The sequence below is a fragment of the Microbacterium wangyouchuni genome (assembly GCF_054072595.1).
The window spans coordinates 515237-537206 of record NZ_JBSVRM010000001.1 but is presented as its reverse complement, the minus strand read 5'-3'; the positions used below and the strand labels follow the sequence as shown (position 1 = coordinate 537206).

Sequence of the window (21970 nt, the reverse complement as noted above, 5' to 3'; positions counted from 1 at the left end):
CGCAGATGCCCGCGGCGGCGCTGGCTACGTCACACACTTCGCTCGCAGATGTGCATTTCCTTCGCAGGAATTCAGTAGATTCGTGCGAAGAACGCGCACTTCTGCGAAGCTGGCGCTCGCGATCGAAGGAGACACCGCGTGACCGATACTCCCATTGTCGACACCGCTTCCGGACCGGTGCGCGGTTTCTGGCGCGACCACGGCACCCCCTCAGCATCCGCGGCATTTCTCGGCATCCCGTTCGCCGCACCGCCCATCGGCGATCTGCGTTTCGCCGCACCCGTGCCACCCGAACCGTGGACGGAACCGCTTGATGCCACGAGCTACGGCGCAACACCCCTGCGCGTAACCGGCGCCGACAACCTCATCCCGGAACCTGCCGTCCCCGGCGCGAGCACGCTCAACGTCAACGTTTTCACGCCTTCCCTTCGCCCGGCTGCGGCACCGGGTGACGCGCTTCCGGTGCTCGTGTGGATCCACGGTGGCGGCTACACCGAGGGCTCTCCGGCCAGCCCGTGGTACGACGGCGCGCGCTTCAACCGCGACGGCGTGGTGACCGTTTCGATCTCGTACCGGCTCGGATTCGACGGTTTCGGATTCATCGCGGATGCCCCGCACAACCGCGGGGTGCGCGATTGGGTGGCAGCCCTCGAGTGGGTGCAGCAGAACATCGCGGGCTTCGGCGGCGACCCCGGCCGAGTCACGATCGGTGGACAGTCAGCGGGCGGTGGCGCTGTGCTGACCCTGCTCGGGATGCCGTCGGCGCAGCACCTGTTCCACGCGGCGATGTCGTTCTCGGGCGCGGTGGCCGATATGCCGCTGGACACTGCCCAGCGACGGGGCGAACATCTGGCCCGGTTCGGCGCGGTGACCGCAGACGTCGACGGACTTCGCAGCCTCAGCGAACGCCGCGTCCGGCAGCTGCAGCCGAAAGCCGCGACCCCGCGCAAGGGCATCGGCATGCTCATCGATCTGCTGAACGACGGACTCCCCTGGGGACCGATGGTCGACGGTGAACTGATTGCCCGCCCCACCGCCGAGTCCCTGCGCCTCGGGATCGGTGCCGATAAGCCGTTGCTGCTCGGCGCCGCCGACGACGAGTTCACCATGGTCGCCGAGCGCGAAGGCACCAAGGTGCGGTGGATTCCGCCGGCTCTGCTGCTGCGCCCATTCCTCCGGCGTCGCGAAACCCGCCGCGCGTATCTGCAGGCCAACACCGCCCAGCGCGCGAAGGGCAGCGCAGCCGTGATCGGTCGATTCATCAGCGACGACATCTTCCGCTCACTGGTTCCCCGGGTCGCCGAGGCGCGCAGCGGAGCGGATGCCGAAACCTGGGTCTACCGATTCTCGTGGGTGTCACCGGCGATGGGCTGGGCATGCCACTGCCTTGACGTGCCGTTCTGGTTCGACGGGCTCGACCGCGAGCGCGTCGAGCACCTCGCCGGGGACGAGCCGCCGCAGGCATTGGCCGATGAGATGCACCGCTCAGCCGTCGCGTTCATCTCCGGCGGCGGCCCCGGCTGGCCCGCCTGGCACACCGCCCCAGGCATCGCACGGGTGTTCGGGGGAACGGGCGCGGACGTGGCGGAGGACGCCTACGACAGCGTGCTCGCGATCGTCTAGCCGGGCGACCGCCACCGCCTCACAGACCGTGCCCGACGGCCGGGTCGTCAGATCGTCGTGACCTCGGCGTGCGGCATCCGCTTGTGCATCACGCGCACCGCCTCGGGGTTGTCATCCACGAGAACAGCGTTGCGTCCGAGGGCCGATGCCACCGCCCCCGTGGTGCCGCTGCCGGCGAAGAGGTCGAGCACGCGGTCGCCGGGGCGACTCGATGCCTGCACGATCCGCCGCAGGATCCCCTCGGGCTTCTGCGTCGGATATCCGGTCTTTTCGCGCCCCGTGGTCGGCACGATCGTGTGCCACCAGACGTCGGTGGGAAGCTTGCCCCGGGCCGCCTTCTCCGCCGTGACGAGCCCCGGAGCCATATAGGGCTCGCGGTCGATGTCGTCGGCATTGAACACATGCCGTCCCGGTGTCTTCACGTACACCAGGATCGTGTCGTGCTTGGTCGGCCAGCGCCTCCGGGACTTGGCGCCGTAGTCGTACGACCAGATCAGCTCATTGAGGAAGGAGTCCCGGCCGAACACCGCGTCGAGCATCACCTTCGCGTAGTGCGCCTCCCGGTAATCGAGGTGCAGATACAGGGTGCCGTCGTCGGCGAGTAGCCGCCACGCTTCCTCCAGCCGCGGCATGAGGAAGTCGCCGTAGTCATCAAAACGGTCGTCGTAGGTGCGCAGCATGCCGCGAACCCGCTCGTACTGGTGCCCGTGGAACCCGTGTCGGATCTCTTTGGCCGGCGCTTCCGCCGGTGCATCCGCCGGTGCATCCGTTGCAGAACTCCTGAGAACTTCACGCGAATCAGCGGATTCGGTGCCGTTGGCCCCCGTTTCGGACGGTTCTTCAGGAGTTGTGAACCGCTTCGCGGTGACAACCTGCCGCTCCTGCGCCCGGCCGGTGTTGAACGGCGGGTCGAGATACACGAGCGTGAAGGATCCCGACGGCAGCGTCCGCGCCACAGCCAGGTTGTCGCCCTCGACAATGGTGACCGACCCTTCGACCGGCTCAGGGACCGGAGCCGGCTCAGGGACCGGCTCAGGGATCGGGGAGGGAGCCGAAGAGGGGATCGGCGAAGGCTCAGGGATCGACGCGTCAGCGGCCGGCACGAAGGTCACGGAACGCGGTGCAGCCACGCGTCGGTCGAGAACTTCGACTCGACGAGCGCCTCGGCATCGGCGTACTCGTCAGCCGCGATCGAACCGTCTTCTGCACCGGTGAGCGAACGGAACGTCGTCTTGAAGCTGTCGATGATCTCGGCGCGGCTGAGTCCGGTCTGGGTGCGCAGCGGGTCTACCCGCTTGGCGGCGGAGGTCGTGCCCTTATCGCTGAGCTTCTCCTTACCGATGCGCAGCACCTCGGTCATGACCTGGCCATCGATGTCATAGGAGATCGTCGCGTGATGCAGCACGCCACCGTTGGCGAGGCGTTTCTGTGCAGCGCCGCCGATCTTCCCGGTGGGGCTCGCGATGTCGTTGAGCGGCTGATAGGTGGCCTCGACGCCGACCGCGCGCAGCGCCTGCAGCACCCAGTCATCGAGGAAGGCGTACGAGTCGGCGAACGTCATTCCCTGCACCAGCGATGCCGGCACATACAGCGAGTAGGTGATGATCTGCCCGGCAGCCATCAGCATCGCTCCGCCACCGGAGATGCGCCGCACGACGTCGAAGCCGTGGCGCGCAGCACCGTCCGGATCGATCTCATTGCGGTACGACTGGAAGGAGCCGATCACAACGGCGGACGCGTCCCACTCCCAGATGCGCAGGGTCGGGCGACGTCGCCCCTGGCCGACGCGGGCGGTGAGCACCTCGTCCAGGGCGAGGTTTAGCTGCGGCGAAACAGCCTTCTCGTGCACGATCTCCCAGTCGAAATCACGCCAACCGGCTGCGGTGACCAGTGCGCGGCGCACGGCAGTGCCGACTGACTCGGGGTTGAAGCCGAGCAGCTGCGCGCCGTCCGGCAGCGCCTGCCTGACCGCTGCGGCGATCGTGGTGGCATCCGATTCGGCGGGCAGATCGTTGACCGCCGCGTTGATGGCTTCCAGCGCCGTGTCCGGCTCGAGGAAGAAGTCGCCTGCCAGGCGGAAGTCGGCAAGCTTGCCGTCTCGCACCTCGACATCGACGACGACGAGCTTCCCACCGGGGACTTTGTATTCACCATGCACGACTCCAGCTTAACGCCGGGTGCCGAACGGGGCTGGGTTCAGCGTCGGGGCATCCGCTTGTTCAGCCAGGCCAGCAGGTCTGCGCGCACCTCACCCTGCTGCAGTTCGTTGAAAATCTCGTGGCGGGCATCCGGGTACACGAGAGTGGTGACGTCGGTGAGGCCCGACCTGCTGCGGTAGGCGTCGGCGAGCTTATGTACGCTGTGCGGCCCACCGACGGGATCGTCCCGGCCGACCATCAGCAGCACCGGGATGTCGCGCCCGAGATCCTTCTTCGGACGCCCGTAGAGCTTGAGCGCCTCGAACGGTCCGAACAGCTTCAGCAACGGCACGTTGGTTGTCAGCGGGTCCTCGTCGAACGACTTCCAGACGGCCTGGTCCCGGCTGAGCCACTCGTAACCGGTGGCATCGCTGCCCTCCCACCGGGCGTTCAGCGGAGCGGCATTGAGATCGCGTGGGGTGAGCAGCGCCGATCCGGACAGGACGACAGCATCCCACGCCTCCGGATGCCCGTTGAGCAGTTTCTGCGCGAGGAACGACCCCCACGAATGCCCGAAGAGAACGAGCGGAAGATCAGAATGATCCGACCGAATGATCTCGGTCAGTTGCCAGATGGCATCCCGCGCGGCGTTCAGCCCGCCTTTGCCGAGTCGGCCGAGCTTGGCCGGATCCTCGTGCTGGCGGATGCCGGTGCGCCCATGCCCGCGGTGATCATCGGCGTAAACGATGTATCCGGCGGCGGTGAGCGCATCGATCAGAGCCCCGTAGCGGCCAGCATGCTCACCTACTCCGTGCAGCAGTTGCACGACCGCGCGCGGTGCGCCCTCCGCCGCGTGGACGTCATAGACGATCGTGACGCCGTGCGCGTCGATGAACTCGCAGGTTACGGGCATGGGTTGAGTCTACGGATGCCGCGGCCCCGTGTCAGCGGAGCACCCTCCGCGTCAGAGTCCCAGTGCTGCTCGGACGGCGAAGGCCGCCTCACGGTCAGTGACCTCGTAGCCGCCGACGCCCTCGGAAGCCGACCCCATCCGCACGCCACTCTCCGCCAACACCGTGCGCTTGGCCGAGAAGTGCAGGGCGTCTACGCCGGTGTTCGCGAGCTCTGCGGCACTGTCCGCGTTCACGCCGCTGCCGGCCATGATCTCGATTCTCGAGTCCGCTGCGGCAACCAGTGCGCGTAGCATCGCGATGCCCTCAATGGCGGTGGATGCCCCACCCGAGGTGAGCACGCGCGTCAGCCCCAGAGCGATCGCGCTCTCCAGTGCCGCCACGGGATCGGCGGTGACATCGATTGCCCGGTGCAGCGTCACTGTCGCATCTCCCGCGGCATCTCGCAGTCGGGCCATGGCATCCAGATCGAGCGCGCCGGCAGCATCCACTGCTCCGATGACGACTCCGGCGGCTCCGGCGTGAACGGCGAGCTCCACATCGCGCACCGCGACGGCGATCTCGTCCTGGTCGTAGTGAAAGTCACCGGGCCGCGGACGGATGAGGACATGAACCTCGGGCCCGCTGTCCCCTGCCGCAGTCAGCGCGAGTTCGAGCGTCGCCGGCGACGGGGTCAGCCCGCCCAGCGCGAGCGCCTGGGTCAGTTCGACCCGTGCGGCCCCGACCTCGTGCGCGATGCGCACGCCTGCCGGATCTTGGACGGCGATCTCGAGCGCGATGTTCACAGCATCCATTCTGCCCCGATCCCGAGCCCTTCCCAGAAAACTTAGTTAGACTACCTAAGCAATGACTGATCCTGACCTTCTGCACGCCACCGCCACTGATCTCCGATTCGCGACGTTCCGCCTCGCCCGCCGCCTGCGCCGCGAGCGCGCCGTTGACACGCTCAGCGACGCCCAGTTCGCCGTGCTCGCCAGCCTCAACAAGCACGGACGCAGCCCCGTGGGCGCCCTCGCCCAGCACGAACGAGTGAGCGCCCCGACGATGTCGAATGCGGTGGATGCCCTGGCAGAAGCCGGACTCGTCGTCCGCGTGCCGGACGAGCAGGATCGCCGCCGGGTCAACATCGAGATCACGGATGCCGGAATCGAGATCGTGACGGCGACCGTGCAGAAGCGCGACGCCGCCCTCGCCGACGCCCTCGCCGAGTTCGACTTCACCGATGAAGAACTGCGCACGCTCCGAGAAGCCGCCGAGCTGATCAGGAAGGTGGCCGAACGATGAGCGCCATGTTCCGGTCCTTCTCGACCTTCAACTATCGAATCTGGTTTCTCGGCGCGCTCGTGTCGAACATCGGTGGTTGGATGCAGGCAACCGCACAGGACTGGGTGGTGCTGACCGAGCTCACCGACAACGACGCCACCGCAATGGGCATCACGATGGCGCTGCAGTTCGGCCCACCGTTGGCCCTGGTGAGCGTCACTGGCTGGGTCGCGGACCGTTTTGATCGCCGCAAGATCCTGCTGATCACCCAGTCGGTTCTACTGCTGCTCGCCCTCGGTGTCGCCGCCCTGCTGCTGACCGGCGTGATGACTCTTCCGATCATGTTCGGATTCGCCCTGACCTTCGGCATCACGAACGCCTTCGACGCACCAGCGCGACAGGCCTTCGTGTCCGACATGGTGGCGCTGGAGGATGCGTCGAACGCCGTCGCACTCAACTCAGCATCCTTCAACATGGCACGCCTCATCGGTCCAGCCGTTGGCGGGCTGCTGATCGTTGCAGTTGGCACCGGTTGGGTGTTCGTCCTGAACGCGGCTACCTTCCTCGCCATGCTGATAGCCCTCGTGCTGATCCGCGCCGGCGAACTGCTCCCCCGCATCAAGAGCAAGGGCCGAAACGGACTGGCGGAGGGCTTCCGCTACGTGTGGGGGCGCAGCGACCTCAAGGTCACCTTCGTGATGGTGTTCCTCATCGGCGCCTTCGGGATGAACTTTCCGATCTTCGCCTCGACGATGGCACTGGAGTTCGGCCGCGACGCCGACGGCTACGGCATACTCAGCTCGGTGCTGGCCATCGGCTCGCTCGCCGGGGCCCTGCTCGCGGCCCGCCGCGACCGTGCACGCGTGCGGGTGCTGATCGTCGCCGCCGGCGGGTTCGGTGTCGCATCCATCATCTCGACCTGGATGCCCACGTACTGGTCCTACGCCGCTGTGCTGATCTTCGTCGGCTTCTCCACCGTGTCGATGCTGACCACGGCGAACGGCTACGTGCAGACCACCACCGACCCGGCGCTTCGCGGTCGAGTGCTCGCCCTGTACATGGCTGTCGTGATGGGATCCACTCCGATCGGGGCGCCGATCGCCGGATGGATCACCGATGTCGCCGGCCCCCGCACTGCCATCCTCGTCGGCGGCATCGCCGCACTGCTGGCCATGGCGATCGGATTCGCGTGGATTCTGGCATCCGGTCGCCTCCGCCGCCAGGAGAACTCGCGGTTCCGGCTGACGCTCGACGAGACCATGCCGGTCTCCGTGGTGCGGATGGATCCTGTGCAGTTCAGCGACGAGGTCGCCGCTTCCACAGCACCCATCCGCACGATCCCGAGAGATTAGCCTCCGGCTCCGCGCCGGAGCGCCGGGTCACTTCGCGCGAAGCTCCAGCGTGCAGCACTTGATTCCGCCGCCGCCGAGCAGCAGCTCGGACAGGTCGACCATGATCGGGTTGTAACCACGATCACGCAGCTGCTGTTCGAACCCCGTCGCACGCGGGGAGATGATGACGTTGCGGCCGTCGCTGGCCGAGTTCAGACCGAACACCGATCCGTCCTCATCCGAAACCAGGATCGCGTCCGGGAACCGCTCCTCCAGGATCGCCCTGCTGGCGTCGTCGAATGCACCGGGCAGGTACGCGATGTTCGCTCGCTCCGGCCCGCCATTGTGCACGCCTTCGACAGGGTCGAGCACGGTAAGAGCGGTATCGAGGTGATAGAAGCGCGGATCGGTCAGGTTCAGCGAGATGACCTCGCGGCCGAAGACCGCACCGACCTCGCGGTGGCTGTCATCGGTGGAGCGGAATCCGGTGCCGGCGAGGATCGTGTCGCCGACGAGCAGGAAGTCACCCTCGCCCTCGTTGACCTCTTCTGGCTCGACGGTGTCGTAGCCGTTGGCGCGGAACCAGTCCGAGAAAGCGGGCGCCTCGCCGGCTCGCTCGGTGAAGCGGAACTTCGGAACGTAGGCACGACCGTCAATGACGAAACCGCCGTTGGCCGTGTAGACCATGTCGGGGTAGCCCGCGAGCGGCTCGATCAGCTCGACCTCGTGGCCGAGTTCGAGGTAGAGGTCGTACAGCTGCTGCCACTGCGCGACGGCCTTCTCGGTGTCGGTGGGCAGGGCGGGCTGCATCCACGGGTTGATCGTGTAGCTGACCGTGAAATGCTCCGGCCGGCACATCAGATACCGGCGGTGCTGCGCGGTGCGTGGGGTGGCGGGTGCGGTGATCGTCTCTGGCGTCGACATCATTCTCCTTGAGAGGGATGCGGCGGACGCTGTCCATGGGCCAGGCGGAAGTTCGACCCGTCGCTCATTTCAGAGGGGGCGGGGAAGATGCGACGCTGGCACGCCATGTCTTATTGTGACATCCGGCCCTGGGCGTTCGCCAGCGGCACGGCCGGTTTCCAGCCACGTCAATGATCGCGATGAGCGTCTGCCACTCAGATAACCCCGGCGCTCCAGTCATCCGGATTGCCGAAGCGGTGCGCGGTGATGCTGATCGATTGCTCGTGCACGAATGACAGTAGCTCGATGCGCCCGGCTGATGTCACCTCGCCGTCGTAGACCGCGAGGTCCGGATCGCCGCCGACGGCCTCAGCGAGCGCACGATGCACCCGACCGACAGACTCTGCCGGTCCGACCAGGCGCACGCGCGATGCACGCGGTGGGGCATCCGTAGAAACGGCTGCGAGCGCGTCGGGCTCCCCGGCGCGCGCCATCCGCTCGATCCATTCCGCATCACTCTCCACCGCGACCGGCACGTCCACCTCAGACAGCGAACGGCGCACCTCCGCGGGAAGCCCGACGGGTGTGGACAGGAAGAAGTTCGAACCGGTGCGGATGCCGGCGACGACGACGCGCAGCAGCTCGTGCCATCCGGCATCCCCCGTGGCCCGAATCATCACCGGCACCGGCCGATACCGGAACAGATTGCGCTCCACGCCCAACTGCGAGACGTCGCGGACCTGACCAAACTCGCGGTCCCAGGCGACAGCATCCGACAGCGCCGCCCGGCGCAACCATTCGAAGCTCTCATAATCCAACGACGGCTGCGCCGCCTCGATGAGATCGGTGATCCGGGTATCGAGGCCGCGCAGGTGCAGCGTGCTGGATGCGGCGCCCCCGCCGAGCGATCGCCAGGAACCGAGCCCGATCAGGTAGTTCGGGCCGCCAGCCTTGGCTCCGGGTCCGACCGAGGATCGCTTCCAACCGCCGAACGGCTGCCGCTGCACGATCGCTCCGGTGATCCCGCGATTGACGTAGAGGTTTCCGGCCTGCACGCCGCCGAGCCACTCCTCCAGATCCCGCGGATTCTGGGTATGCAGCCCCGCTGTCAGCCCGTACGCCACCGCGTTTTGAATCTCGATCGCCTGGCCGAGCGTCGGTGCGTGCATGATGCCGAGCACCGGGCCGAAGAACTCCTCCAGATGAAACCGCGAGCCCGGCTGCACGCCCACGCGCACGCCCGGGCGCCACAGTCGCCCACTCTCGTCTCCGGCGACCGGCTCCGGCTTGATCAGCCATTGCTCCTCGCCTTCGAGCTCGTTCAGCGCCCAGGCGAGCTTGCCCTGCGGCTTCTCGATGACCGGGCCGACCTCGGTGAGCGGATCCGTCGGCCAGCCCACATCCAGTGAGCGCACGGCATCCTTCAGCTGACGTGCGAAGCGCTGGGATCGCCCGACCGGGCCGACCAGGATCGCCAGCGACGCGGCCGAGCATTTCTGCCCGGCGTGTCCGAATGCGCTCTTCACGAGGTCTGCGACCGCGAGATCCAGATCGGCCGACGGCGTGACCACGATCGCGTTCTTGCCACTGGTCTCAGCCAGCAGCGGCAGATCCGGGCGCCAGGATCGGAACAGCGCTGCCGTTTCCCACGAGCCGGTGAGGATGACGCGGTCCACCGCCTCGTGCGCGATGAGTTCGCGGCCGAGATCTCCCTCTTCGATATCGACGAGGGCGAGCACATCCCGCGGGACCCCGGCCTCCCACAGAGCTTCGGCGACCACAGCCGCGCACCGGCGGGCCTCGGGCGCCGGTTTGAAGATGACACCCGACCCCGCGGCGAGCGCGGCTAGAACTCCGCCGGCGGGGATGGCGAGCGGGAAGTTCCACGGGGGTGTGACAACTGTGACCCGCGCCGGCACGAATCCCGCACCGGCAACGCTGTCGAGCTCGCGCGCCTTCGCCGCGTAGTACCGGGCGAAATCGACCGCCTCACTGACTTCGGTGTCGGCTTCGGGGAGCACCTTTCCGGTTTCGGATGCGGCGACCTCGATCAACTCCGCGCGACGGGATTCGAGTGCGGCGGCGGCACGGATCAGGGTTTCCGCGCGCTCGGCAGCCGGTCGTGACCCCCACGCCTGTGCAGCCGCGCGCGTGCGGGTGATGGTCTGCTCCAGCAGCGCGGAATCGTCGATCCGCGCGGCACGCAGGGTGGCATCCCCCGCCGTCGACGATTCGATGCGCGATCGGATGCTGTGTGCCCACTCTCGATTCGCGAGCAGGGCAGGATCACTGTCGGTGGTGTTCACGAAGCCGGGCGCCCCGGCGGATGCGGCATCCACCTCGCGCCGGGAGTACACCGCCGTCTCCACAAAAGCGTCGCCGGACGAGCCGCGTCCGATACTGAGCACCGCCTGCGTGAGATCCTCGTCGTGCGCCTGAGCGGGGGCGCCGGGGCGCAGCGACTCGTGCACGGGGGCCGTGCGATTCTGCGTGCGCCGGCTGACGTTTCGGAGTGTTCGATCGGCTTTGCGCTTCAGCCCCTGCAGGAACCGGTCCCGCTCGCGATCGAACAGACTCGCATCGCTGTGCAGGTGGAATGCCGCGGAAAGGAAGTTCTCCGACGCCGCGTTCTCCTCGAGCCGCCGCACGAGATAGCTGATCGCGACATCGAACTCGTCAGGCTTGACGACGGGAACGTACAGCAGTACCGGTCCGACGTCACGCGACACCGCCTGCATCTGTCCCTGTGTCATCCCCAGCAGCATCTCGAACTCGACGTCGCTTTGGACGCCCCGTTCCCCGGCCAGCAACCAGGCGTAAGCGATGGTGAAGAGGTTGTGGCCGGCCACTCCGATGCGCACCGCCTCGGTGTGCTCCGGGCGCAGCGCCTCATCCAGCATCCGCAGATAGTTCGCATCTGTGTCGAGCTTGGTCTCGTAGGTGGCCTGCGGCCACCCGTGCATCACAGCATCCACGCGTTCCATCGCGAGGTTCGCGCCCTTGACCAGACGGATCTTGATCGGCGCTCCACCATGCTCGACACGGATCTTCGCCCATGCGGTCAGCTCGCGAAGCGCCGACATCGCGTCGGGCAGATACGCCTGCAACACGATTCCGGCGTCAAGCAGCACCAACCGGGGGTCCTCGAGGATGCGCGTGAACACGGCGATCGTCAGGTCGAGGTCGCGGTATTCCTCCATGTCGAGGTTGATGAAGGTTCCGGTCTTCGCCGCCGTGACGTACAGCGGCAGCAGCCGCTCGGACACCGTATCGACGATTTCATCGAACGCCCACAGCGAGATGTGGCTGATGACGGATGACACCTTCACCGAGACGTAATCGACATCCTCGCGCCGGATCAGATCATGGATGCCGTCGAGCCGCCGCTGCGCTTCGGCTTCACCGAGCACGGCTTCGCCCAGCAGATTGAGGTTCAGCCGCGCACCATCGGAGCGCAGCTTCTCGATGGCCGCGGTGAGTTTGGCTGGCCGCGCGTCGACGACCAGATGCCCGACCATCTCGCGCAGCACCCGGCGCGCGATCGGCACGGTGGGCGTGGGGAGCACGGGGGCGATGCCGCCGCCGATGCGTACCGCACTGCGCAGATACCAGGGCAGGAAGTCGGGGACGATCGGGGCGATGCGCTGCAACTGCGAAGCGGCGGCGCTCAGGCTCTCCGGTCGCATGACACCGTCGACGAATCCGAGCGTGAACGGCAGGCCGTTCTTGTCCTGCAGCAGGTCCGCCAGACGCGCCGCGGCCGGGTCGACCTCGACCTCGGAGGCTTCGGTGGCCCATCGGCGTGCGAGTTCGACCGTTTGATCGGCGAGCGAGACGGCGCCTGGCGCTGACGACTCTGACATATGTTCAGCCTAAGAGCGCCGAGCCCTCGGCGGAGGGTGACACACAGCGGCGAGGATGCTTCTTCCCGCTTTTCCCCGCTCCTGGTTTTCCGGGGTTCTATGCTGGATCCGTGACACCGGCTGAGGGGGACAAACCGGCCGCGGGAGACCAGAGTCTCGCCGCGGCTCTCGGCGGCGGCTCTTCTGCGACCAAGCCGGGCACCCCGATCACCCCCGGCGGACCAGCCGGAGCCAGCCCCAGCGCTCGTGCGGCGGCGACCGTTGCCGCCGCACCCACGATGCCCGGGGTTGCGCCCGCGGCATCGGGAGGCAAGCGCACCCTCGCCCAGCGCGCCATCGACCGGGTGCCGGTGAAGTGGCTCAGCACCGCGGCGCTCGTGGTGTTCCTCGGTGTGACGGCTCTGTTCGGAGGGCTCGAATCGGCACCGATGCCGCAGACACCGGTGATCGCAGCCGGCGACACCTTCATCGGCGGCGAGCTGGAAATGACGCCGGTGCGCCTGACGGTCATCGACAAGCTGAACAGCACGGGCATCATCCCCACACCCGGCGAGCAGCGCATCCTCAGCCTCGTCATGGATGTCCGCAATCTGAGCGAGTTCGCACGGGCGTCCAGCACGGACAGCGTGTTCGGGCTGACCAGAGTTGAAGGGCTGCAGGATGTCCTCGAATCCACCGGGATGACCGAGCTGCAAGTGATGAGCGGGCTCTCCCCGTCGCTCGCACGCCTGGACGACGGCACCCTCAACCCGTGGCTGCAACCGGAGATTCCGGTGCGCGTCGTGCTCAGCTGGGCGGTGCCCGTCGATGCATTCAGCGACGGCGACTCGATGCGCCTCGCACTGCCGACGTCGACCCGCCGCATGGGTCAGTCCGTGCTCTACGGCGTCTACTGGTCTGACCAGCACACCGGCGCCTATGTCGACCTCGCGATCGAAGACCTCGGGAAGGGAGAAGCTGAATGAACCAGCTGAAGATCTGGCTGGCGACCATCGTGCTGCTCGTTGCGGCCGCAGTCGTGTCCGCAATCGCCCCTGCCGAGGACGCCGAGGTTGCGCCATTCGTCGTCAGCGGCGAGATCGGCGAGCAGGTCGCCGGACGTGATCTCGTCGCCACGGTGACCGATGCCCGCACGGCAACCACTGTCACCGGCGATGAGAATTCCTCTGGCGAAACCACCTGGGCCGCCGACGGGAACTGGCTCGTTGTCGATCTGGATGCCGCGAGCGTGACCGGCCTACGGATCGTGTACATCACCGGCGCCGTGAACCTGGGAAACGCCGTGTTCGAAATCGACGGGCGAGAGTATCGCGCCACCGAGCGCACGCCGTCGATGCTCAATGTGCGACTGAACCCGGGTGTCCCCCGACATGGCTCGCTCGCCTTCGAGCTGCCGGAGCTCACCGGCGCCGGGATGCTGAAGCTGTCGCTCAGCAGCGACATCAGGGCAGACTCTGTGCTCGAGATCCCGATCGATCTCGACGAGATCAGCCCGGTCTCCGAGGTGCAGGTCATCGAGCCGGAGTGGATCCGATGACCGGCTGGTGGCGGCGCAATGCCGTGGCGCTCGGGGCGCTCGCCCTACTCACTCCCGTCACCTTCGGCGCTCTCACCTGGGATGGCTGGCAGAACCAGAACCTGTTCAAGAACACGATTCCGATCGATGTCGAAGACGGCGACACCGTAGAGCTCCTCGACACGAGCTGGGGCCCGATCCGGGCATCCGAGATCGCCGACACCTCCGGTTTCGACATGCCAGCAGATGCGAGGATCATCGCCGCGCTGATCCCCGTCGACCCGCACGGCGCTGGGCCGTCGTGCACCGCGCCGACGCTCGTGCAGCAGAGCACCGGCATCCGGTTCCCCGAGTCTCGTGATGAGATCGGCCTGGGCTATTCCGCCGAGGAGCCGACCACCTGCGTCACGGACGGCGAGAATCGGGTTCTGCCCTACGAGATGATCGTGCCGTTCGTCGTCCCATCCGACACCGAAGGCCCGTTCTGGGTGGAGATCGCATCGGTGGATGCCGTCCCCTCGGTGATCCGCTTCTCGATCGATCCCTGATCAGGCTTCTTGCGCAACTGTCCGAGTGTGCTGTCGTAGGCGCCGCTGACGACGGCTATGCGCACAGGCTCGAGCAGGAGCGGAACGAGCAGGAACAGCGCGGGGCCGTACACCCGCCAGAAGTCACTCAGATCCTGCGGCCCGATGATGCGGCTGAGCAGCCACTGCAGCGAGGGGTCCAGTGCCAGCACGATCGTGTACAGCAGCACATACGAGGCGATGAGCACCGGCCCCGCCCGCCACATGAGTACAAGTGCGTTGACGATGGGGCGAAAGCGGGAGGTGAACTCACCGGCGATCTCACCCAGCCAGCGAACGACCGTGTTCGGCACCTTCTCGAGGCGCTTCTTTGTGCCTTCGCTGAACCTCTTCTGAAAGCCGGGCTGTTCAGCCTCGATCGCCTGTCCGTAGATGACCCCGGCAATCGTCAGCCAGGCCAGCGGCTGTACGAGAAGGCCCGCGACGTTGCCGACGATCACGCCGATGGCATCCCACAGCCAGGCGACCGGGACCAGCCATGCACCGAGCCATTCATGGATGTCCCCGAGCCACACCATCGCGATCCGCGAATCGACCCAGGCCCCGAGTGCCGCGAAACCGTCGCTGATGAGGAACAGCGAGAAGAACACCCAGACGGCTTCGAAGTAGACCGCGAGCAGCGTGGTCCACTTCGGCAGCTTCGCGCCGAACCGCTTGAACGCCCAACGCGCAGAGAACGCGGACACGATCGTGAACAATGACAGCACCGTGACGTTGAGCTGGAGGACGGCTCCCGCTGCCAGCGGTTCCGTCCCGTCGACGAGCGCCTGCCAGGCGAGGCCCGATCTGATCGCCAGCGCGCGCTGCGCGTAGGAATCAACGTCGTCCTGCAGGAAACCCCATGCCGTATAGATCGCGAAGAACGGCAGGATGCTGGCGAGCAGGGTGAGGCTGAACGTGCGGCGCCGTTCGACGCCGCTCTCCGGGAGAGGGGCGATCGCCTGCAGCTCACGCAGCGCATCGCGCACGACGAGGAACATTGCAACGAACGCGATGAGCTTGGCGAGGATCGCGAGAGGAAGCAGCAGGAAGCCGATCGCGGCGTTCGTCGCTCCCGCGTAGGCTGCGCCGATGATGCCGAAATAATGCACCAGGGTACCGCCGAGGTACCACGCGAGAAGCGCCGGCCAGCGGGCAAGAAGCACGCGGCCGGTCGTGGCAAGGAGCGGGATCACGAGATAACGCTAGCGCCGAGAGCGCGCAGACGGCTACTGCCGGACGTCACGACCAGATACTGGGGGCAGCGATGCGCGTCGACGGCAGTGCCGACGCGTCGGCCCACTCGTGCATCCAGTCCGCGACTTCCGGCATCCCTTCGGGGCGTCCGATGGCGTCGAACAGTTCCTGGTGCGAGAGGGTGCCGCCGGAGCGTTTCAGCATCCGTGCCCGCACGATGGCGCGCGCGTAGATCTCGCCGTCAACGACCGCGCGGTGCTCGAGGTAGATCGCCTTGTCATCGTGACCGATCAGGCGCGATTCGACGTCGAAGCGCTGCCAGAGCCGGAGAGACTTGCGGAAAGTCACCGTCTCCGATGAGACGACCGCATACCAACCATGCTTCTTCATCGCGTCGCTCATGCCCGTGCGCACGAGCAGATCCCACCGGCCGAGGTCGAACAGTGACAGATAACGGCCGTTGTTCATGTGCCGGAGCAGGTCGAGGTCGGTGGGCAGCGTTGTCACGCGCACCCGCGCCACAGCGGTGGGCGAGAGCCGTCCCTCACGGCCGAGGCGACGACGCGCTCGCCACATCACAAGCAGGGTTCGCCAGATCACGTTCACGAGGGTAGATCGTAGCCACTGACCTATGTTCTGGGAATTCGATTGTGGTATTTCCACAGTGGGGCTGCTCGATTTCCCGTTCGCGCAGGTCGCGCGTAGAGTCGCGGCATGAGCGCCGAAGCCCAGCCTGAAATCATTGTCCGTCCGGTCCGTGATGTGGATGCGGAAGCACTGGGACGCGTGCACGCCAAGTGCTGGCACGAGACCTATGACCACCTGATCAGCACTGCCGCCCTCGAGAAGGTTTCCCCCCGACGGCTGGCCGACCTGTGGACGCACTGGGCTGCCCAGGGCGACGACTTCCACATGAGCGCCGCCCTGGTCGATGGCGAGATCGTCGGTTTCGTCGGTTCCGGCCCCTCCCGCGATCGGGATGCCCCCGCGTTCCGCGAGCTGTACTTCATCTACCTGATCTCCGCATTCCATGGCACCGGCCTCGGCCAGAAGCTGTTCGACGCGGCCGTCGAGAAGGACGAGCCGCTGTACCTCTGGGTCGCCGAGGACAACCCTCGCGCGCACCGCTTCTACACCCGCAACGGTTTCGCGCTCGATGGCGCAACTCACACCGAGCCGTTCCTCGGCGAGACGCTGACCGAAGTGCGGTTCGTGCGGTCCTGAGGCGTGTCAGCGCGTTGATTGGATGAAGCGCAGCAGCTCCGTTGTGAACACGTCGTTGTCGTCGCCCGCAATCATGTGACCCGCGGCCTGCACCTCGACAGCCCGGGCGTGCGGGATGAGTTCCTGCATGTGGAGCAGGCCCTCATCGCTGACGATGTCGGACTGCGCACCACGCACAAGCAGCGTGGGAACCGTGATATTCCGGGCCGCCGCAGTCGCACGCTCGTAGCGGATCTCCCGCTCCGGTTCAGTGCCACGGGACATCACCTTCGGGTCCCAATGCCAATGCCAACGCCCGTCTGCGCGCAGAACCAGGTTCTTACGCAGTCCATCGAGCGACTTCGGACGCGGCCGGTGCGGGTTGTATGCGGCGATGGCATCGGATGCCTCTTGGAGTGAGCCGAATCCGTTCGGAGCACTCGACATGAACGCTTGGATACGACTCGCGCCCGCCGCTTCAACCTTCGCCACGATGTCGACCAGAACGAGCGCGCGACTGATCGGACCGCGCTCCCCCTCAGCGATGAGAGAGGTCATCCCGCCCATTGAGGCGCCGACGAGGATCGGCGCCTCGCCGATCTGCTCAATGATCTCGAGAACGTCGTCGACCAGCGCCGAGGCGGAGTAGTCCCCCGTCGGTGAACGGTCGCTGTCACCGTGCCCGCGTGCATCGAACGCGTACGAGGACCAGCCCTCCTCCGCGAGCCACTCCCCCGTGCGGCGCCACGAGTGTCGGCGTTGTCCTCCACCGTGCAGTAACAGCACACTGCCCTGCATGTCGGTCGCCGCGGGCCAGTAGTCGCCGGCCAAGGTGATGCCGTGACTGTGCACCCGCACCGGTTGCGACCGAGCGTCAGGTGCAGACATCAGCGGGCGCTGACGTTACCGAACAGCTTCGCAATGGGCGCCAGCACCATCGGACGCGCGGCGACCCAGGCTGCGGCGATCACGACGAGCGATGCCACCAGCATCCAGAACCCGGTCCAGTTATCTGCGTAGGCGGCGCCATCGACGGAGCCCTGCGCGGCATACATATGGTTCAGGTTACGCAGCGCACCCGTGGTGAGCACGAGGGCGACGTGGATGAAGATGAACACGACGAAGTAGAGCATCACCGGGAAGTGCAGCGCACGCGCCCACTCAACCGGATAGGCCTTGTTCAGCTTCGTCGCGTTCTTCGGCCACAGTCCACTCATCCGCACACCGGTAATAGCGGCGAGAGGAGCGGCGATGAAGATCGTCGTGCCGTAGGCGAGCTGCTGCAGCGAGTTGTAGTTCACCCAACCGTTCTCGGTCGGCCAGTCCAACGACACGTACTGCAGCGCAGCCGACAGGGCGTTCGGGAAGACTTCCCAGCTGGTGGGGATCACGCGCATCCACTGTCCGGTCACGAACAGCAGGATCACGAAGACAATGCCATTCACGAGCCACAGGATGTCGAGCGCCTGATGGAACCAGAGCGTCAGACTGATCTTGGTCTTCGCGTTTCCGCGCGCGGTCCAGAACGCGGTCGGGCGCTCGTCATGACGCACGCTGAGGCCCGAGCGGATGATCAGCACCATCAGGAACACGTTGAAGAAGTGCTGCCACCCGAGCCACCCGGGGAACCCGACCGGCGCCCCCTCGGGCAGGTGGTATTCGCCGGGGTAGGTCGTGAGGAAGTCCTGCATGAACGTCAGGGTGAGGAACCAGCGGACGAACACCACGGCCATCGCCGCGGCTCCGAGCAGGCCGAGGCCACCGATGATTACGGTGCCGGCCCACTGTGCCTTCGTGAACGGGCCGATGCGCTCAGGCTCCGGTTCCGGCGCCAGATGCGTGAACGCATACTTGCCGGGGAAGACCGTCTGCGGGAACGGCAGCGGATCGCTCACATCGAGCGATACCAGCGCGCCTGCGGCAGCCGGTTCGCCGGATGCTACGGCCGCAGTTGATTCGGTAGCCTCGACCGCTGAGCCTGCTTCGGTCCCTGGGCCTGCTTCGGTCCCTGAGCCTGTCGAAGGGTCCGATACCCGCGCAGCCACACTCGTACCAGCGGGTGGCCACGACTCGCCGCCCGGCGTGCGAGGAAGCCCGCGGCGCAGCGCGGTTCCGCCGGCGGCAGATGTGGCAGCGGCAGGAGCTGCGGCAGCCACGGGGGCGTTGGTAGCGGTGGGAGCAGCAGCGGCTGCGACCGGGGCGGCGGCAACTACAGGAGCGGCGACATCCGAAGCAGGATTTGCCGCCGGAGCAGCATCTGCGCGAGGCCACGGCTCGCCACCGGGCGTGCGCGGCAGTCCGCGACGAAGATTCTGCACGACGGCTGAGCCGCTCGAACTGTTCCCTGGGCCCGTCGAAGGGTTCGGCCCAGAAGTATCGGACGCTTCGACAGGCTCAGCGACCGAGACCTGCGGCTCAGCGGCCGATACTTCCTGCACACTGGCGGGCGCGACGGCCTCAGCCACAGCATCCGCGACTTCGACGTCGCTGGCCGGAGGCCAGGGCTCGCCACCGATCACACGCGGCAGCCCGCGCCGCAGCATCCGCGTCGCCATGATTACTTCTTCCGTGCTTCGAGTGCCTCGATCACCTGCGGCACGATGGTGAACACGTCACCGACGATGCCGAAGTCGGCGACGTCGAAGATCGGCGCCTCACCGTCCTTGTTGATCGCGACGATGTTCTTCGCGGTCTGCATACCGGCACGGTGCTGGATCGCACCAGAAATTCCGAGTGCGATATACAGCTGCGGCGCCACCGAAACACCGGTCTGACCGACCTGATGCGCGTACGGGATGTACCCGGCATCGACCGCCGCGCGCGAAGCGCCCACCGCAGCGCCGAGCGCGTCGGCCAGCTGCTCGACGAGCACGAACTTCTCCTTCGAGCCGAGCCCGCGGCCGCCAGAGACAACCTTCGCCGCGCCCCGCAGATCCGGGCGAGACGACGCCACCTCGACGACCTCGACCGCACCGGCAGTTGCCGCAGCAACACCGGACGCCGTGACCTCGAGAGCCTCAACCGTCGGCGAAGCGACAGCCTCGGCGCGAGCATCCACCGCGCCCTGACGGACGGTGATGACCGGCGCACCATACGTCGGCGCCGAATCAACCAGATAGGCACCGCCATAAACCGAATGGTTGGCGACAATGCCCTCGTCATCGCGGGTCACGCCGATCGCGTCGATCGACAGGGCGAGCTTCTCGCGGACCGCGAAACGACCCGCGACATCACGACCGGCGATCGAGTTCGATACCAGCACGGCGTCGGGTTGAACGCGCTGGAATGCCGCCTGCAGCGCATCAACCACCGGCACGGTGAGCGATCCGGCGTCAGCGTCGGCGGTCAACACGATGGATGCACCAGCAGCGGCCGCGGCATCCACCGCAGCCTGCGAGCCTCCGGCAACCACAGCGACCGGCGAGCCGATCAGGGATGCGGCGCCGATCAGCGCAGCAGTTGAGGTCGCAGCGTCTCCGGCGGGAGTCACATCCACCAGCACGAGGATCGAGTTGTCGGGGTAGCTCATCGTCACACCAGCCTGTTCTGCACGAGGTACTCGACCAGCTTCGCGCCGGCGTCGCCCTCATCGGTGATCTTCACGCCCGCCGCACGCGGGGGCTTCTCGGACACAGTCGTCATGATCGTGCGGGGCGCCGCGGCCGGGTCCGCAGAGACGCCGAGATCATCCAGCGACAGCGTCTCGAGCGGCTTCTTCTTCGCCGCCATGATGCCCTTGAAGTTCGGGAACCGCGCATCCGGCAAAGCCTCGGTGATCGAGATCACGGCCGGGAATGACACCGACACCGGCTGCGTCCCATCGTCGGCGGCACGGGAGCCGTTCACGCCATCGGCGGTGATCTCAACCGCGCTGAGCGCGGTCGCCTGTGCGTAGCCGAGGTGCTCGGCGAGCATCGCCGGGATCATCCCGCCGGAACCGTCCGTGGACAGGTTTCCGGTGATGACCAGGTCGGGCTCTGCACGGCGGATAGCCGCGGCCAGCACTTCAGCGGTCAGCCCCAGGTCGGCGCCGGCGAGCTGCTCATCGACGATGTGCACAGCGGATGCTGCACCGATCGCGAGCGCGCGACGGATGGATGCTGTGGACGACTCCGGAGCCATCGCGAGAGCGACTACCTCAGTGCCGTCCGCCGTTCCGGCATAGGAGAGGGCGACCTCGAGCGCACGCTCGGCGATCTCATCCAAGACCACGTCACCAGCCGCACGATCGGCCAGTCCTGTCTCGAGATTCAGCTTGCGATCGCCATAGGTGTCCGGCACCTCTTTGACCAGGACGAAGATCTTCATCGAATGCTCCTCACGACACGGCCGAGTCTAGCTGCATAAGGGTCAATGTAGCCAAACTGAGCTGTTCTCTCCATAATGATCCCACCTGAGCGCGCTGAATGTATACACACTGCACGATTCCGGATGCCCGCGCGGCAACCAGTAGCGTAGAGCTGTGTCCCGATCCCGTCCGCTCCCGATCGACCCGCTCGCTGAGGCGAAGCGCCAGTGGCTGGAGCACGGGTGGACGGATGCCGCAGACGGCATGACTGCCGTCATCTCTGTTATGCGAGCACAGCAGCTGCTGCTGGCGCGAGTGGATACATCTCTGAGGCCGTTCGGACTCTCGTTCGCGCGATACGAGGTACTGCGACTGCTGGCTTTCAGCCGTTCCGGCATCCTTCCGCTCTCGAGCGTCGTCGCCCGGCTGCAGGTGCACGCGACCAGCGTCACCAGCACGGCGGAACGGCTCGTGCGCGACGGCTTGATCACGCGTGAACCCCATCCGCATGACGGGCGAGCGGCGATGCTCTCTCTCACCGCAGCCGGCCGGGATCTGGCCGAACGAGCAACGGCTGCCCTGAATGAAGAGGTCTTCGCGGCTCCCGGGATGACCCCTGCAGATGCCGCCGACCTCGTCGCCATCGTCGCTCGGCTGCGCCGCGATGCGGGCGACTTCACCGACCCGCGTCCGCAGCCCGATCCGCTCTGATGGCGCAGTTCGTGCTCGAGCGCGTCATCCGCGCGGCGCCCGCCGATGTGTTCGCGGCCTCCCTCGACCCGGCCCTGCATGTCGAATCGATGGCACGGTATGGCGAGACGATGGTCGCGGGTCCTGCGGGCGGTGTGTTCACCGAGGGCTCGACGGTGACCTGGCGCGCACGCCATTTCGGAGTGCCGTTTCACCTCAGCACTGTCGTGTTCGATATCGATGAGCCACACCGCTTCTGCGATCGGCAGACGAAGGGGCCGTTCAGAGACTTTCATCACGAGCATGTTTTTCAGGAGCATCCGGACGGCACGCTGATGCGGGACACCGTCACGTTCCGCTCCCCGTTCGGCCCAATCGGCGCGCTTGTCGACCGCCTGTTCTTGCGTGAGTACATGCGCCGTTTGATCGATGAGCGCAATGATGCGCTGGCCACGGCGCTGGAAGGCTGACGCCCGGC

General features: G+C 66.6%; 21 protein-coding genes. 9 read left to right on the top strand and 12 right to left on the bottom strand.

Annotated elements, in window-relative coordinates; all coding sequences use genetic code 11:
- The first annotated feature begins 138 nt into the window (after positions 1-138).
- Positions 139-1623 (top strand): carboxylesterase/lipase family protein, encoded by a 1485-nt coding sequence (locus ACW5CM_RS02520; protein ID WP_457124074.1) that lies wholly within the window; start codon positions 139-141, stop codon positions 1621-1623.
- A 47-nt stretch (positions 1624-1670) separates the two neighbouring features.
- Here the strand turns inward: ACW5CM_RS02520 and ACW5CM_RS02515 are convergent, their stop codons facing one another.
- From ACW5CM_RS02515 to ACW5CM_RS02500, 4 genes are all read right to left on the bottom strand, one after another.
- On the bottom strand, positions 1671-2663 hold the full coding sequence (locus ACW5CM_RS02515) for a DNA-methyltransferase (RefSeq protein ID WP_457124113.1): 993 nt from the start codon (positions 2661-2663) through the stop codon (positions 1671-1673).
- A gap of 68 nt (positions 2664-2731) precedes the next feature.
- On the bottom strand, positions 2732-3781 hold the full coding sequence (locus tag ACW5CM_RS02510) for a lipoate-protein ligase LplAB (RefSeq protein WP_457124073.1): 1050 nt from the start codon (positions 3779-3781) through the stop codon (positions 2732-2734).
- Between the two features lie 38 nt (positions 3782-3819).
- Positions 3820-4674, bottom strand: a complete 855-nt coding sequence (locus ACW5CM_RS02505; protein ID WP_457124072.1) for an alpha/beta fold hydrolase — start codon at positions 4672-4674, stop codon at positions 3820-3822.
- Positions 4675-4725: 51 nt separating this feature from the next.
- Positions 4726-5466: a copper homeostasis protein CutC gene (locus ACW5CM_RS02500; protein WP_457124071.1), complete on the bottom strand. Its 741-nt coding sequence runs from the start codon at positions 5464-5466 to the stop codon at positions 4726-4728.
- Positions 5467-5518: 52 nt separating this feature from the next.
- Between ACW5CM_RS02500 and ACW5CM_RS02495 the strand changes: the two genes are divergently transcribed.
- Together ACW5CM_RS02495 and ACW5CM_RS02490 are read left to right on the top strand one after the other, a co-directional pair.
- The gene (locus tag ACW5CM_RS02495; RefSeq protein WP_438254103.1) at positions 5519-5956 is read left to right on the top strand and encodes a MarR family winged helix-turn-helix transcriptional regulator; all 438 of its coding nucleotides are present in this window, start codon (positions 5519-5521) and stop codon (positions 5954-5956) included.
- A gap of 5 nt (positions 5957-5961) precedes the next feature.
- A complete protein-coding gene (locus ACW5CM_RS02490; protein WP_438254280.1) occupies positions 5962-7287 on the top strand; it encodes an MFS transporter in 1326 nt (441 codons plus the stop codon).
- Between the two features lie 27 nt (positions 7288-7314).
- On the opposite strand, the gene ddaH is transcribed toward ACW5CM_RS02490, so the two are convergent.
- Both ddaH and ACW5CM_RS02480 read right to left on the bottom strand, forming a co-directional pair.
- Positions 7315-8190 carry a dimethylargininase gene (ddaH, locus tag ACW5CM_RS02485; RefSeq protein ID WP_457124070.1) on the bottom strand — a complete coding sequence of 292 codons (876 nt, stop codon included), beginning with the start codon at positions 8188-8190 and terminating at the stop codon, positions 7315-7317.
- A gap of 194 nt (positions 8191-8384) precedes the next feature.
- On the bottom strand, positions 8385-12032 hold the full coding sequence (locus ACW5CM_RS02480) for a proline dehydrogenase family protein (protein WP_457124069.1): 3648 nt from the start codon (positions 12030-12032) through the stop codon (positions 8385-8387).
- Positions 12033-12142: 110 nt separating this feature from the next.
- Here ACW5CM_RS02480 and ACW5CM_RS02475 point away from each other — a divergent pair, with 110 nt between their 5' ends.
- From ACW5CM_RS02475 to ACW5CM_RS02465, 3 genes are read left to right on the top strand one after another with little or no spacing between them, the layout of a single operon-like run.
- Positions 12143-12997, top strand: a complete 855-nt coding sequence (locus ACW5CM_RS02475; RefSeq protein ID WP_457124068.1) for a hypothetical protein — start codon at positions 12143-12145, stop codon at positions 12995-12997.
- Entirely contained in the window at positions 12994-13569 is a 576-nt protein-coding gene (locus ACW5CM_RS02470) for a DUF4352 domain-containing protein (protein WP_457124067.1), read from the top strand. The genes ACW5CM_RS02475 and ACW5CM_RS02470 overlap by 4 nt, the downstream gene beginning before the upstream one ends.
- Entirely contained in the window at positions 13566-14096 is a 531-nt protein-coding gene (locus ACW5CM_RS02465; RefSeq protein WP_439255073.1) for a hypothetical protein, read from the top strand. The genes ACW5CM_RS02470 and ACW5CM_RS02465 overlap by 4 nt, the downstream gene beginning before the upstream one ends.
- Here ACW5CM_RS02465 and ACW5CM_RS02460 read toward each other — a convergent pair.
- Positions 13982-15310 carry a hypothetical protein gene (locus tag ACW5CM_RS02460; RefSeq protein ID WP_457124066.1) on the bottom strand — a complete coding sequence of 443 codons (1329 nt, stop codon included), beginning with the start codon at positions 15308-15310 and terminating at the stop codon, positions 13982-13984. The genes ACW5CM_RS02465 and ACW5CM_RS02460 overlap by 115 nt on opposite strands.
- 46 nt (positions 15311-15356) lie before the next feature.
- Positions 15357-15917: an acyl-CoA thioesterase gene (locus ACW5CM_RS02455; RefSeq protein ID WP_457124065.1), complete on the bottom strand. Its 561-nt coding sequence runs from the start codon at positions 15915-15917 to the stop codon at positions 15357-15359.
- 108 nt (positions 15918-16025) lie between these two features.
- Here ACW5CM_RS02455 and ACW5CM_RS02450 point away from each other — a divergent pair, with 108 nt between their 5' ends.
- Entirely contained in the window at positions 16026-16535 is a 510-nt protein-coding gene (locus ACW5CM_RS02450) for a GNAT family N-acetyltransferase (RefSeq protein ID WP_438254093.1), read from the top strand.
- A 6-nt stretch (positions 16536-16541) separates the two neighbouring features.
- On the opposite strand, the gene ACW5CM_RS02445 is transcribed toward ACW5CM_RS02450, so the two are convergent.
- Genes ACW5CM_RS02445 through ACW5CM_RS02430 form a run of 4 tightly spaced genes read right to left on the bottom strand, consistent with a single transcriptional unit; the run spans position 16542 to position 20822 of the window.
- Positions 16542-17402 (bottom strand): alpha/beta fold hydrolase, encoded by an 861-nt coding sequence (locus ACW5CM_RS02445; protein WP_438254092.1) that lies wholly within the window; start codon positions 17400-17402, stop codon positions 16542-16544.
- Positions 17402-19069, bottom strand: coding sequence for a cytochrome b/b6 domain-containing protein (locus ACW5CM_RS02440; protein ID WP_457124064.1), 1668 nt, complete (start codon positions 19067-19069; stop codon positions 17402-17404). Before ACW5CM_RS02440 ends, ACW5CM_RS02445 begins: the two co-directional genes overlap by 1 nt.
- Positions 19070-19071: 2 nt before the next feature.
- Positions 19072-20043 (bottom strand): electron transfer flavoprotein subunit alpha/FixB family protein, encoded by a 972-nt coding sequence (locus ACW5CM_RS02435; protein ID WP_457124063.1) that lies wholly within the window; start codon positions 20041-20043, stop codon positions 19072-19074.
- Between the two features lie 2 nt (positions 20044-20045).
- The gene (locus tag ACW5CM_RS02430) at positions 20046-20822 is read right to left on the bottom strand and encodes an electron transfer flavoprotein subunit beta/FixA family protein (RefSeq protein ID WP_457124062.1); all 777 of its coding nucleotides are present in this window, start codon (positions 20820-20822) and stop codon (positions 20046-20048) included.
- Between the two features lie 154 nt (positions 20823-20976).
- Here ACW5CM_RS02430 and ACW5CM_RS02425 point away from each other — a divergent pair, with 154 nt between their 5' ends.
- Both ACW5CM_RS02425 and ACW5CM_RS02420 read left to right on the top strand, forming a co-directional pair.
- Positions 20977-21513 (top strand): MarR family winged helix-turn-helix transcriptional regulator, encoded by a 537-nt coding sequence (locus tag ACW5CM_RS02425; RefSeq protein ID WP_439255077.1) that lies wholly within the window; start codon positions 20977-20979, stop codon positions 21511-21513.
- Positions 21513-21962: an SRPBCC family protein gene (locus ACW5CM_RS02420; RefSeq protein WP_457124061.1), complete on the top strand. Its 450-nt coding sequence runs from the start codon at positions 21513-21515 to the stop codon at positions 21960-21962. Before ACW5CM_RS02425 ends, ACW5CM_RS02420 begins: the two co-directional genes overlap by 1 nt.
- Positions 21963-21970 lie beyond the last annotated feature (8 nt).